The organism is Streptomyces violascens (assembly GCF_014649955.1).
GTDB classification, from domain to species: domain Bacteria; phylum Actinomycetota; class Actinomycetes; order Streptomycetales; family Streptomycetaceae; genus Streptomyces; species Streptomyces violascens.
In genome coordinates, this window is the sequence record NZ_BMUA01000043.1 from 1 (window position 1) to 12,614 (window position 12,614).

The window sequence follows — 12,614 nt, forward strand, 5'->3', positions numbered from 1 at the left end:
TCACAAAGCGAGCATCTTCACTCGTACGCAGCTGAGCACGATCACGTGTACGGCGACAACGGTGTCCAAGTGGCGGGCCCGGTTCATCGCCCACCGCTTGGACGGTCAGGGCGACGCACCCCGCCGGGCCGGCTGCGGACCGTCACCGACGAGCAGGTCGCCGAACTGATGCGGCGGCGACGAAGTAGAAGCGCGCCACCCACTGGTCGACCGGGTCGATGGCCCAGCGCACGGGGATGTCGCAGTCGACCGTGTCCCAGATCCGGCGGGCCTTCGGCCTCAAACCGCACCGCATCGAGTCGTTCAAGCTGTCCACCGACCCGCTCTCCGGCGACTAGGTCCACGACGTGGTGAGCCTCTACCTCGATCCGCCAGAGCGCTCCTGGTCTTGTGTGTGGACGAGAATTCGCAGATCCAGGCCCTGGACCGGTCGCAGCCGGGCCTGCCGATGATGCCCGGCGTGCCCGAGCGCCGCAGCCACGACTATCTGCGCGGGCACCACCACCCTGTTCGCAGCGCTGGACGCCGCGAGTGGCCAGGTCATCGGATCGCTCCACCGCCGGCACCGCGCCGAGGAGTTCAAGAAGTTCCTCGCCAAGCTGGACCGGGAGGTACCGGCCCACCCGGACCCTTCCAGGGATCCTTCTCTGGATGCGGACGAGGCGATTCTTGGGGTTGATACGCACCGAGATGTTCATGTGGCCGCCGTGATTGCGATGATGGGGGAAGGCTCTGGCCGTCGAGAGCTTCCCGGCCACCGCGACCGGATACCGTCAACTCGCGCGATGGGCATCCCGATGAAGTGTCGTTCGGTGTTCCGGAGTGGCGGGGCCGGCAGCTATGGCGCAGCCCTGCGAGGGCCTTGTCCCATTGCGGGCCGGCGGGGATCATGATCGCGTGCAGCACCGAGCGGAACTCCACGAACTACTCGCACGCGCCGGACTCACGGTCGTCGAGGACGTGCGTCCGGGCCGCCTGTTCCCGCCGGAGGCCGGCTGGCGGATCGCGCGGGGGATCGCGGCGCCGGACGGCGCGGCCCGAGAAGCGCTCGACGCCGCGTGGTGGCGCCGTCTTTGCGATGTCGACGGCGAGTTCCTGGTGGTCGTTCTCCGGCACCGGGTCGGCGGCAACGACTCCTGGTGGACTCGGGTCCGGTACGCCGGGAGCGGTGTGCCGGGGCTGACCGGAGACCCCGGGTACGTGGCGCTCTCCCTCGACGGGCAGGTGCTGCTGGCGGAGGTGCCCGGCGATGACGAGGCTCGGGTGACGGCCCTTGACCGACTGCCGGAGCGGCTGGAGGAGGCCGCCGCGGCCGTCGGGCGCGAGACGGAGGCTGAGCGCGCCGAGGTGTGGACTGCGGTGCCCGGCCGCCGTGCGTTGCCTCTGCACTGGGCGGATGGGATCGGGTCCAATCCTGCCGCGCCGGACGATCTGCTGATCCGGCTGCTGGATGTGGAGGAGGGCTTCCTGCACGGATGCGACCGGCCCGCCATCCTCGACGCCGCCGTGGCGCACCCCGATCCGCAGGTGCGGTCACGGCCCGCCGACACCTTTCGGCCCAAGCTCACGTCCGATCAGTGGGTACATCTGGTCCGCGCCGAGTCGTCGCCCCACCGACGCGTGCTCTGGGCGGAGCGCGCCTGCATCTGGGGCGCCGAACTCCCCGAGGACCTATACGACGACCTCCTCGCCGGCCCCTCCCGCGCGCGAGCCGCCGAACTCCCGGGGCTCCCGGCGCGTCATCTCTCTGGCCTCGCGGCCGACGCCGATCCACAGGTGCGGGCGGCGGCCTGTGCCCGGTGGGAGGACATCACCGCGCCGCTGCGGGAGCGGCTGCTAGCCGACACCGACAACGCAGTGCGAACGGCCGCGCTGCTCGCCCACCACACCGACGTCGCCATGCCTCGCGAGGTCTTCGCCGCACTGCCCGACCCGCGACGAGCGCTCGAACGGTGCCGCCTCAAGCCCGAGTTGGAGGCGGAGCTGGTCCAGGACGGGGACGCGGAGGTACGCCGGGCACTGGCCGCCAACCCGAGCCTCGGCGCGCACGGCGTCGCCATCCTGGCAAAGGACCCGCAGAACGACGTCCGCTCCACGGTGGCGCTACGCCCCGACCTCAGCGAGGAACAACGTGCCGCGGTGCGCTACGACTTCGACCCGACGCCGATGTCGCACACCCTGCCCTGGGTCGCGGACCTGCACGGCGACGCCGACGCGATGCGCCACCTGGCCACGTCCTCCCATCCGCTCATCCGCCGCAGCGTGGCCCGGGCCCGCCATCTCCCGCCGGACGTCGTGGAGCATCTGGCGCGGGACGAAGACCGAGTGGTCCGCCTGTTCCTCGCCGAATCGTGCGACGACGCGCCGGCCGACATGCTGCTGGAGGTCTGGCGCTGGTGGGACGGCAGCTTCAGCCACCCCGACCGCCCCCGGAGCCATCCCAACTTCCCCCGCGCGGGCCTGCTGCGCTACGCCGCCGACCCCAGCGGGCGGATGCGCCGCCTGGCCCTCGACGATCCGGAGTCCACGCCGGGCGACGTCGCGCACCTGGCCCGGGACCCCGATGCCGAGGTTCGCCGCCGCGCGGCCGAGGATCCCCGGCTGCCGCCGGCCGACGTGGTGCGGCTGCTGAACGACCCGGCGGCCCACGTCCGCGGGGCCGCGATGCGCAATCCGCGGCTGCCGGCCTGTGTCCTGGCCGGACTGTTGCACGACCGCGACACGGCATGCGCGGCAGTCACCAACCCGGCGATCCCGGTTCCCGTTCTGCACCGCATCCTGGCCGCGGCCGCGGCAGCCGTGGCAGCCCGGCGCTGAACATCGACACCCCGCGGAGGTGACCGACAAAGGAATGCTGCCCTGCACCGCATCGTGGTCACGCGCCTGCTGGTCGACTCGCGAACCCAGGACTACTACGAGCGTCGGATCAAAGAGGGCAAGACCCGGCGCGAAATCGTCCGTTGTCTCAACGCTACGCGGCCCGGGATGTCTTCCACCTGGTCGAACAGCTACAGCCAGCCCCCCGCTCGGGGCTGTGTTTCAGCTTTGTGAGAGGTGAGGAGCCCCCGCTGGCTTGCTCGCGGGGGCCTGCGTGTAGGGGTGGGCCGCGTGTGGCGCGGTGTGTGCCAGTGCAGTCGTGCCGCTGGCGACGGCTGCCCGCAGCCGGCCCAGTCCGGCACGGTGCTGGTCCGGTCCGATTCCGGGGCGGCGACAAACGAGTAGGGCCAGCCCGGCGGCCGTTCCGGTTCCTGGCTGGCTTGCCGCCGGTGCGCGCTTGACGAGCGCGGCTCGCTGCTCGGCGTCCGCAGCGTGCGGGTAAAGGCCGGGAGGTTCGACGAGGCCGGGAAGCCGGGCTCGGTGTCCCGTGTGGTGCGGTTCAGGGCGGACAGCACCGTGCGCATCGCCGTCCGCTGGGGGGAGAAGGGCGGACTGTACCTGACCGGTGACGGGGTGGTGGAACGGCCCAGGCGACCGAGGAGCGGACAGGCTACGACGCGGCCGCCCCTCAGCAAGCTGACGGCCCCCAAACGCTTGGGGCTGGGTTCCCGGTGGAACGAACGTGGGCCTCCCGCGGGTGGTTCCGAACACCAGGACATGTTTCGGGTTGCTCTTATCGGCGTCGTCTTCGCCGGTTACAGCACGGCGGGCTAGGTACCTCCAGTGCTTCGGCGATCTTGCAGCCCCCGGCTCGGCGCGCCGCCCTCGGCACTCGCAGAGGTGACGTATGTATCGCTCTTGACGCCCTGCCCTTGGCGAGGCGAGGAGGACCCCCAGCCGGGTACGGACGCGCGCGTCGCCGCTCCGGGGCCTTGGCCGGTGCGCAAGATGCCCTTGAACTTGAGAGCCATCTCCAGCGAGAGGTGGTCGTCGATCAAGTCGATCGGGACAAGTTGAGCGTCGCGGACGATGATTCGGTACTCATCCAACGATTGCCCTCCGCGTGTCTGTTTGGTGATCACCATCTGGCCCCGCGTCCGTTGTTGCCCTTCATGGCCTACCGACCGTCGTCGAGGTCGTCACCGAAGACATGCCCTTTCTGATGGACTCGTGCGTCGCGCATCTCGGCTGGGACTGGAACGGCACCCTTCGCGCCCCCATTTTTTTCGCCTTGTTGCCTGGGACGGCCGCGGAAATGCCCTTCGGTGGGGATGACCTGCACTTTCCTCACTCGGGGTGCCTAGATCAGTTGTGCAGGGTGGGCACAACGGCCCCACCCCGCACGGAGGCGGCCGAAAAGTCGTCCGAGCGCTCGTGGGCGCAGGTGTACTCGTTGTTCCCGACGGCTTCACCACGGGAGGGAAGGGCCAGCATCAAGCGACTACGGCCCAATCCGCAGGCCAGAGGCCCAGTTATGCAGTAGGGCGAAGTTCGATCCCAGGTTTTGTACACATAAGGCTCATGACGGCACAGGCATTTAGAGCGGTAGCGTTGCAACCGAACCAAGCGCCAGCCGAAGGGTTTCCCACCTGCGCTGTTCCGTGATCTGTGCACCAACTCGGCATGACCACGATCATGGCCTCATACCTGACGAAAGATCGCTCCCGCTGAGGTGGCGGTGCGACGCGGCAGAACAATCCGCGTCGACTCCGCACGTCGTTTACGTTCAATCCCGCCCTGCCATAACCCGAGACCGGATAAGAGGAGTACGCCCCGTGGCTACAACTCGTAGAGCAGACAGTGCCCGGCAACAGCCGCAGTTCGAACTTCGCTGTGGGGGGCTGCGCTTAACCATCCAGCGCGTGCCAGTGTGGCTGATCACGCTCGTCAGTACCGTCAGCGGAACCGGAGCAGCCTGGTGGACGAGTCGATAGAGCAGGGTGGGAGAGATGGTTGCCCTCCCACCCTGCCTCTGGGGGCCTCTGCTTGATCCTGAGGAAGCGAGAAGACCGCCGATGGCGATGAAGGTCTACTCGGACGAGTGCAAGGCCGATGCCGTGGCCTTGCACGTGTCCGCACCCGGGGCGGCCTACAAGAGCATCGCCGCCGCCCGGGCATCAACCGGGCCACCCTGCGTGAGTGGGTGCTGCGGCACCGTGAACGCCGGAGCGGCTTTGTCAGGTCCTGGACGTGAACCGGTTCAGCTACTACAAGTGGCCTGCAGGCGCCGAGGCCCGGGCCACCCGGCTGCACCAGGACCGGGTCCTGGCCGAGGATGGCGAGTGTGCCCGAGTGTTGGAAGGACACCAAGATCCAGGCGATCAGGGGGGATGCGGATCAGGAGTATCAAGCAGCCCAGTGACTTCGCCCAGGTGCGGTCTGTCCTCGTGGTTGAGGTGGCACGGGCCGGATTCTCCTTGGACTGTGTCCGACGGACAGGTGGAGGCACGTCAGGTGAGGGCGTTGACGGCTTGGTACAGGCGGGTGCCATGCGTCCACTTCTTGACGTGCAACGACCGGTACACCGCGCGCCGCGCACTCAGTGCGTTGTGGCAAACCGGATCTTGTTCGAGTGGCAGCGGGTGATCATCTGGACGGAGATTCCGGTGCGGTCGCGGGCATGAGGGAACGGGGCCCCTTGGTAGTGACGCGGTTATGACACCAGCACGACCAAGGAAGCCCGTTGCCTGATCAGTTGAGCAGTACCTCTACGCCTGCGTCCACCGCGGCGACCCCTGGGTGTGACTGCTACGTGCACCGGTTCGGTTCGATCGTTCCGGAACGGCGGGCAGGCTGCTTTCCAGTGACATGACGGATGCGGAGTGGACCGAGGTCCGCTCCGCGATGCCGGTGCCAGCCTGGCTCCTCAAGCTGGACGGGCGTCCGGAGGCGTTCTGCCACCGCGAGAGGGCACGCACCTGACGGTATGGCCTCGTCGGGCCCGGACTGCGCGCCCGACGTCGACCGGCAGCGCCGGCCGGGGGAATGCGATGATCCCCCGATTCACACCGGGGGGTCATCGAAGGGGTAGGAGTTAGGAAACCATGCTCCAGGTCTGGTAGGTGTTCGAGTGGTTGCTACACGTGTAGCTGGCCGTGTTGTTCCACGAGGGCGCGCCGAGGTCGAACAGCATGTTGTTCCAGTGGCCGGCCTGGCCTCGGTCCAGGCAGAGGATCTTCGGGCTGTCGCCGTTTTGCTGGTAGTTGGCGAACTGGTAACTATTGGGGTTGGGATTGGTGTTGCCCACCCAGGTCAGGTTCCACTGGTCGTGCCAGTCCTGGTAGTCGCAACTACCTGTCTTCCCCACGTAATGCCAGTCGGACCAGGCAGGGTCAGATGCCTTGTGCATACGATCGACCCGCAGGCATCGGCCGGTCTGCCGGTTCCTGATCTGGACTCTGTCGTAGTAGTTGCCAACGTTCCCGGCGTAGGAAGTAACGTCCCACCGCTGGTAGTTCCCGCCGTTACAAGGCAGGACGTACAGGTCCCCACTGTTGTTGCTGTCCAGGCACTGACCATCGTTCTGGTCCTTGAGCTGGACGCTGTACTGGTAGGTGTTGGCCTGGGCCGTTCCCGCGGTGGCCAGCAGCCCGGCCATCGAGCCCAGGGCAAGGACCCCGGCGCCCACTGCGGACTTGAGTTTGAACTTCACCTGTACTCCTTCGTGGGGTGCCCGGCGACGGTACTGATGCGTCTGTTTTGCATTCGGCTACACCACCGTCGTGGCACCGCTGCTGCGTTGACCGAACGTTTCGTCGCTGTCCTGTGCGTTGTGCGGGAACGGCTGACCGCCCCGTGGAACGCTATGTCCACGGGTCCTTCGGCCGTCCTGGATTCGTCCTAGTGCCAGGTCAGCCAGGGGGGCAGCGTTGTCCCCCACCCGCAAACCGCTGACGAAGCAAGCCGTTGCACTGCAGCTTTTCCGACTTGGATCAGGCTCGGCCGACGGGCCGTTGTGGTGGATCCGGTCGTCCAGGATGCGGCTTCACGTGTTGTGGGCAGCCCGGTCACTGGAGACGATGCGGGCGAACGTTGGCGAGATGTAGGAGTCCCACGTCAAAACGGATCCCGGTGCCCGCGCACATCGGCCTTACACCTTGCCCGCGAAATCTCTTACCAAACTCAGGAGCAGTCGATGGACGTCAGCTACTTCGGTGACCGCGGGCACGTCCCGCTGCGCGTGGCCCTGCTGCTGGCCGAGGTGGCGGGCATCCTGCTCACCGCGCCGGCGGGCAGCGCGCAGATCATGCAGTTGCGCGCGACCGCCCGCACGTACGGCCGGGCCCGCCGCAGGGCTGTGAAGGCCGAGGCCAAGGACTCCTCGAAGGCCCGGCGGTAGCCCGGGCTACCGGGCGCCAGCCACAGGGCGCGACTTGTAGAAAGACTCCTCCAGGTAGGCGACCCCGTGCGGCTGGTAGGGCTCCTCCAAGTAGGCAGCCTCGGCCTCGTCGAGTTCGACGTTCACCGCGGCGAGGGCGTCGGCAAGCTGGGCCGGCTTGGTGACCCCGACGATGGGCGAGGTCACCGCAGGGTTGCGCATGACCCAGGCCAGGGCGACCTGGGCCGGGGTCAGACCCCGCTTGCCCGCGATCTCGTGGACGCGCTCGACCACTGCCTGGTCCCCGTCGCGGTAGAGGATCGTGCCGCCCTCATCGGTCCTGGCACGCGCCGTGGCGGTGTCCCGGACCCGCGTCAGCCTGCCCCGCGCCAGCGGGCTCCACGGAATCACGCCGATGCCCTGGTCGGCGCAGAGCGGGAGCATCTCCCGCTCTGCTTCTCGGTGGATGAGGTTGTAGTGGTCCTGCATCGACACGAACCGGGTCCAGCCGTTCAGGTCAGCCAGGTACAGGGCCTTGGCGAACTGCCAGGCGTACATGGAAGAGGCTCCGATGTAGCGGACCTTCCCGGACTTGACCGCGTCGTGCAGTGCCTCGAGGGTTTCCTCAATCGGGGTGTCGTAGTCCCAGCGGTGGATCTGGTACAGGTCGATGTAGTCGGTCCCCAGTCGCTTCAGGGAGGCGTCGAGCTCGGCGAAGATCGCCTTGCGGGACAGCCCGGCGCCATTCGGGCCGGGGCGCATCCGCATCCAGACCTTGGTCGAGAGAACGACCTCCTCGCGCCGGGTGAAGTCCTTGACCGCCTGGCCGACGATCTCCTCGCTGCTTCCGGCGCTGTACCCATTGGCCGTGTCGAGGAAGTTGACGCCGCTTTCGAGGGCTTGCTTGATGATGTCCCGGCTGGCGTCCGCGCCCAGCGACCAGGGCTCGCCGCCCCGGTCCCGCTCGCCGAAGCTCATGCAACCGAGGGCGATGGCGGAGACTTCCAGTCCGGTCGTTCCGAGCTTGATGTAACGCATGCGCCGAACCTAGGAGTTGGAGTGCGCTCCAACGCAAACTCGGAGGCGTGGGCGTGTTCCGCTGGTCCGGGCGGCGGTATCGCAGCGCTCGCGAGAGCACCCCTACCCGCGGAATCTCTAAGTCACTCAGCGCTGCGGAGTCCCAGGGCTGACCACCCTGGGACTTCTTGCACTTCCCTTGACCGGCCGTTCAACGACTGCCCGCGGCCAAGGTCACCGGGCCTGGATGAGCCTGGTGCCAGACGTCACCCCATGCCCGTGCTTGAGCCCCATCCTCCGCGTTCCCAGAAGAGGTTGCTGCTCCTTCTGGGCCTGATGCTCGCCGTTCCTGCTGTTGTCGCGATCATCGCTACCGTCGCTGCCAGACTCGGCTGATTCTGTCGCCGCTCTGATCGGAAGGTCCGGGAGTTCTCCGAGAAGACCCAAGAGGATGTCCGGTCCGAGCTGGGCGCGGAGTTCAAGGACTTCGAGTTCGAGGACCTCAGCCCCGAAGACGCTCGTGGCAAGCATGTCCTGGACGGGGGCGGCCTTGGGCTGAACGAGATCCGCAGCGCCCTCGACCTACGCTCGGAGGTGGCGGAGGACGCCGCAGTTGTACGCGGGAGCCGGTCGCCCTGCGGATGCCGTCTGGTCCGAGAAGATGCCGCCCGTCGTGCGGCTGGAGAAGGTCGGGGAAGCAGCGTCGTCTGGCCGCACGCGTTCGATGCCAACGCGACCTAGCCTCCGGCCGCCGCAGCTCCCAGGGAGTGGGACGGGACTGCCACGATGCAGGGAGCTCCCTGTTCGTCCTGTGTAGCGAGATGGGCTGGCGCGTGGTCAGCGGGTGGCGGTACCGGTGTTCTGTGCCTCTTCTATTCGGGCGCGGAGGAAGGGCAGGATTCCCCGCGACAACAGAGCTCGACGCCAGTGCCGCGCCTGGCGCCTGACCTTCAGCGAGTCGTCGGTGTCCGGGTCGGTGAGCAGGCCAGTTCCGGGGTCGGAGGCTGGGCGGTTGCGTATCGCTGTGATCATCAGCCAGATCAGGTCGGCCAGGAGGCTCAAACCTGTGACGCCCGCACAGATCCATCCCATGGCCTGGAGTTCTCCGGCCAGTTGCGGCTGGCTGCTCGCCAGGTGCAGGCCGTAGCCGACGAACAGGAAGACGGCTGCGGCGAGCCCTGCCAGCGCCGGTGTGAGAACGGCCAGCACGGCGGGCAGCTGGTCGGAGGCGTGGGCTGACACGTCGGCGCGGCGCGAGCGCAGCAGTCCGCGATACTCCGCGGCTGCCGATGCGGCGATGCTCTCCCTGGCCTCCCAGGTCACTGTGCGCAGCTCCCCGGAGGTCATCATCCCGCCCGTGGCGCGTAGCGCCTTCTGGATCTCGGCCGACTCCAGGGCCTGCCGGAGGACGTCCTCGAAGGCGGGCAGGTCCTCTTCTCTGAGGTGGTCACGCCACCCGCTGTGCTTGTCCCCGGTGCACGTCTCGTTCATGTGCTCTCCCCCTGTTGTGTGCTGAAGCGGGCGAGGTCTGCGCACAGCCTGCCGTGGGTGCCGGCGGACGTTGCGTGAGCAGCCTCGCCATCATTATCGAGTTGCGCAACCTCTAAAGTGTTGCCATGGATGCGGACGATACGATGGGCTGGGAGTCGGTGGAGCTCGACGGCGGGCCCGGGCACGGGCTGCGCGTACGGGTTGCCGGCCGGCCCGGGGTGCTCCAGGTGACGTACCCCTGTGCGGTGGAACCGCAGGCGGAGAACGTGAGCGTCCACGCGCTGTTCATCTATCGGCGGGACACCCGGCGGCGCACCGGTGGTGATCAGCCGGTGCGCTACGGCTTCGATGCGGCCAGTCCCTGACCTCTGGCTCGGCAGTTGTGGTTGATGTCTTGCTGGACAGTGCGGGCCGAGGGCACATCGCCGCGAGAGGCCTGGACCGTCCGGTGAGGCGCCTCCGAATCCGAGGCCGGGGGAGAGTCCGCAGGGGCCGACGCACGCCTGGGCACCCTCCTACTTCATCGCCTTCGTCTCGCTCTTGAGGATGCGCAGGGACTTGCCCAACGCCCGCGCCGTGTCGGGAAGTTTCTTCGAACCGAACAGCAAGATGATCACAATCGCCAGGACCAGCAGATGTCACGGCCCCGGCGCGTTGCGGAACATTCCGCCCCCGCTTCCTCTCGTCGAACCAGAACGCCCCGCCAGGATGCGCCAACGAGAAAGCTTGCTATATTGCGCAACTCTACAACTGTGAGGCGGGTTCAGTCGCCCCTTCTTTTGTAAGCCGTACGGACAAGGGGCGCGCGCATGGCAGGCAGTCGTAGGGCGTCGGCCCGGCGTCGCGGTGGTCGCCGGGGGGCGGAGGCGAACTGGCGGCGCAAGCGCAGCAAGACCAAGATCGGGGCCGGGATCGCGGTCGCCCTGCTCGTGCTGCTGACGGCCGGTGCCGGCTGGCTCTACCTCCAGCTCGACGGCAACATCGAGACCTTCGGTGCGGACGGAATCTCCGACAATCGCCCGCTCGCCTCCGCGAATGGATCGAACGTGCTGGTCATCGGCACCGACGCACGGACCGGAGGCAACAGCGACCTCGGCGGCGGCGACAAGGGCGACATCGGCCGCTCCGACACCGCCTTCCTGCTGCACACCTACGCCGACCGGAAGCACGCCGTCGCCGTCTCCATCCCCCGCGACACCCTGGTCGACATCCCACCGTGCAAACTCCCCGACGGCAACTGGACCAAGCTGCAGCCCAACACCATGTTCAACGCGGCTTACTCCGTGGGGCAAACCCCCAAGGGCAACCCCGCCTGCACCCAGAACACCGTCGAGAAGCTGACCGGGCTGCGCGTCGACCACACGGTCGTCGTCGACTTCAAGGGTTTCGCGAAGATGACCGAGGCCGTCGGCGGCGTCCCGGTCTGCCTGCCTCAGGACATCTACCAGAAGGACCTCAATCCCAACCGGCCCACCCGAGGAGACCAGATCTTCGCCAAGGGCCCGCAGACCGTCTCCGGCCAGAAAGCCCTGGACTACGTGCGGATCCGCCACGGCATCGGCGACGGCTCCGACATAGGCCGCATCAAACGCCAACAGGCCTTCGTCGCCTCCCTGTTGAAGAAGATCAAGAGTGACGGCATGAGCCCCACCAGCCTGCTGCCGCTCGCCAACGCCGCCACCCAGTCGCTGACTGTGGACCCCGGCCTCGGCTCCGCCCAGAAGCTGATCTCCTTCGCCATGTCGCTGAAGAACATCGACCTGCACAACACCAAGTTCGTCACTCTGCCCTGGCGCTACCAGGGCGCGCGGGTCGCGGTCGTCCATCCGGACGCCGAGGCGCTGTGGGCCGCCTTGAAGGCCGACCGCACCCTCGACGGGCAGGACGCCGGCAACCACCACGACGAACAAGCCGGCGATTCATCCCCGGCACCGAGTGCCACGGAATCGGTGTCCGGCAAGGGTGTCTCCGTCGCTGTGTACAACGGCACCACCGTGACCGGGCTGGCCGCCCGCGCCGCCGACGCCCTCAAGCAACACGGCTTCACGGTCACCGGGACGGGCACTGCCACGATCCGCACCCAGATCAAGACCGTGATCGAATACGGTCACGGCGAGAAGGACCAGGCCGAGAAGGCCGCCCAGGTCCTCCCCGGTGCGGAAGTCACCGCTACGGTCAAGTCCGGGGTAAGGATCATCCTGGGTAAGTCCTATGCTGCCGTCCCCACCTCGACGGCATCAGCCGCACCGAGTGCGGTGCCCTCCGGCGTCGTCGGCGCCGCCCGCTCCGCCGACGATGACCCCTGCTCCAACCTCTCCTACGGCTGAGCGCTGGGACTACCCCCTGGTCCGGGTCGAGCAGGAGCATTGAAGGCGCTGGCACTTGGTACGTGCCTGGTATCGCCAGTCGATGCCGTGGGCAAGGACACTCTTGCCGACGCTGATGTTCAGCCTCTTTGGGTGCGGTTAGGAACACCCTTCTTCGACTCGCTGAGCGGTGCGACCGACGTCGGGTACGCCATCGAGACCCACACCGACCAGCAGGCGAGCCCCGCGCTCCGCGCGGAGTTCCTGCGCACCTTGAAGGTGCTGGACGTCTCGATCGTGCACGCCGTGGGGTCGGGCGTCGGCAAGGCCGCCGTCGCCGCGATCGGCGTGGCCGCGTTCGGCGAATCGCCGGGCCGGGCACAGCGGCTCGAATTGGACTCATCACCGTAGGAGTAGTGGTCCTCAACCTCCACGGAGCCTACAAAAACAACGTCGAAAGGACAGAAAACCTTCATATGAGAGTTCGATGAAGAGCCCCTACTCGGCGTAATCTCGCCGTCGGCGTCCATTAGCCTCGGCAGAGGATCGACGCCAAGGCGGTCAACCGTTCCATGCGCGTCCTGCCCCTTGGCTGCGGCACCACG

The 12,614-nt window shown here is 67.6% G+C and carries 9 protein-coding genes and 4 pseudogenes; 9 read left to right on the forward strand and 4 right to left on the reverse strand.

Features of this window, described 5'->3' with window-relative positions; all coding sequences use genetic code 11:
- The 4 genes and pseudogenes from IE206_RS39395 to IE206_RS43905 form a co-directional block, all read left to right on the forward strand.
- Positions 1–617 (forward strand): annotated as a pseudogene (locus IE206_RS39395) (IS630 family transposase); the annotation flags it as partial.
- A 280-nt stretch (positions 618–897) separates the two neighbouring features.
- Positions 898–2,817 carry a hypothetical protein gene (locus tag IE206_RS39400; RefSeq protein WP_189971090.1) on the forward strand — a complete coding sequence of 640 codons (1,920 nt, stop codon included), beginning with the start codon at positions 898–900 and terminating at the stop codon, positions 2,815–2,817.
- Between the two features lie 12 nt (positions 2,818–2,829).
- Positions 2,830–3,020: pseudogene (locus IE206_RS43865) on the forward strand (IS110 family transposase); the annotation flags it as partial.
- 983 nt (positions 3,021–4,003) lie between these two features.
- Positions 4,004–4,360: pseudogene (locus IE206_RS43905) on the forward strand (hypothetical protein); the annotation flags it as partial.
- A gap of 1,551 nt (positions 4,361–5,911) precedes the next feature.
- Here the strand turns inward: IE206_RS43905 and IE206_RS39410 are convergent.
- On the reverse strand, positions 5,912–6,529 hold the full coding sequence (locus IE206_RS39410; protein ID WP_189971092.1) for an RICIN domain-containing protein: 618 nt from the start codon (positions 6,527–6,529) through the stop codon (positions 5,912–5,914).
- 483 nt (positions 6,530–7,012) lie between these two features.
- Between IE206_RS39410 and IE206_RS39415 the strand changes: the two genes are divergently transcribed.
- On the forward strand, positions 7,013–7,216 hold the full coding sequence (locus tag IE206_RS39415) for a LapA family protein (RefSeq protein WP_189971151.1): 204 nt from the start codon (positions 7,013–7,015) through the stop codon (positions 7,214–7,216).
- A gap of 6 nt (positions 7,217–7,222) precedes the next feature.
- On the opposite strand, the gene IE206_RS39420 is transcribed toward IE206_RS39415, so the two are convergent.
- Positions 7,223–8,233 (reverse strand): aldo/keto reductase, encoded by a 1,011-nt coding sequence (locus tag IE206_RS39420; protein WP_189971094.1) that lies wholly within the window; start codon positions 8,231–8,233, stop codon positions 7,223–7,225.
- Between the two features lie 252 nt (positions 8,234–8,485).
- On the opposite strand from IE206_RS39420, the gene IE206_RS43340 reads away from it, so the two are divergent.
- Positions 8,486–8,608: an SGM_5486 family transporter-associated protein gene (locus IE206_RS43340; RefSeq protein ID WP_264198492.1), complete on the forward strand. Its 123-nt coding sequence runs from the start codon at positions 8,486–8,488 to the stop codon at positions 8,606–8,608.
- Between the two features lie 441 nt (positions 8,609–9,049).
- Here IE206_RS43340 and IE206_RS39430 read toward each other — a convergent pair whose 3' ends face one another.
- Positions 9,050–9,703: a hypothetical protein gene (locus IE206_RS39430; RefSeq protein ID WP_189971098.1), complete on the reverse strand. Its 654-nt coding sequence runs from the start codon at positions 9,701–9,703 to the stop codon at positions 9,050–9,052.
- 125 nt (positions 9,704–9,828) lie between these two features.
- Between IE206_RS39430 and IE206_RS39435 the strand changes: the two genes are divergently transcribed.
- On the forward strand, positions 9,829–10,068 hold the full coding sequence (locus tag IE206_RS39435; RefSeq protein WP_189971100.1) for a hypothetical protein: 240 nt from the start codon (positions 9,829–9,831) through the stop codon (positions 10,066–10,068).
- Between the two features lie 153 nt (positions 10,069–10,221).
- On the opposite strand, the pseudogene IE206_RS43505 reads toward IE206_RS39435, so the two are convergent.
- Positions 10,222–10,338, reverse strand: a pseudogene (locus tag IE206_RS43505) (Sec-independent protein translocase subunit TatA); the annotation flags it as partial.
- Between the two features lie 174 nt (positions 10,339–10,512).
- Here IE206_RS43505 and IE206_RS39445 point away from each other — a divergent pair.
- Together IE206_RS39445 and IE206_RS39450 are read left to right on the forward strand one after the other, a co-directional pair.
- Positions 10,513–12,030 (forward strand): LCP family protein, encoded by a 1,518-nt coding sequence (locus tag IE206_RS39445; RefSeq protein ID WP_189971102.1) that lies wholly within the window; start codon positions 10,513–10,515, stop codon positions 12,028–12,030.
- A gap of 132 nt (positions 12,031–12,162) precedes the next feature.
- Positions 12,163–12,420, forward strand: a complete 258-nt coding sequence (locus IE206_RS39450) for a hypothetical protein (protein ID WP_189971104.1) — start codon at positions 12,163–12,165, stop codon at positions 12,418–12,420.
- Positions 12,421–12,614 lie beyond the last annotated feature (194 nt).

What these genes read in the sequence shown, in the direction of transcription:
- IE206_RS39435 (WP_189971100.1), top strand. Translation starts at nt 9,829, where the DNA reads ATGGATGCGGACGATACGATGGGCTGGGAGTCGGTGGAGCTCGACGGC.
- IE206_RS39445 (WP_189971102.1), top strand. Translation starts at nt 10,513, where the DNA reads ATGGCAGGCAGTCGTAGGGCGTCGGCCCGGCGTCGCGGTGGTCGCCGG.
- IE206_RS39420 (WP_189971094.1), bottom strand. Translation starts at nt 8,233, where the DNA reads ATGCGTTACATCAAGCTCGGAACGACCGGACTGGAAGTCTCCGCCATC.
- IE206_RS39430 (WP_189971098.1), bottom strand. Translation starts at nt 9,703, where the DNA reads ATGAACGAGACGTGCACCGGGGACAAGCACAGCGGGTGGCGTGACCAC.
- IE206_RS43340 (WP_264198492.1), top strand. Translation starts at nt 8,486, where the DNA reads ATGCCCGTGCTTGAGCCCCATCCTCCGCGTTCCCAGAAGAGGTTGCTG.
- IE206_RS39415 (WP_189971151.1), top strand. Translation starts at nt 7,013, where the DNA reads ATGGACGTCAGCTACTTCGGTGACCGCGGGCACGTCCCGCTGCGCGTG.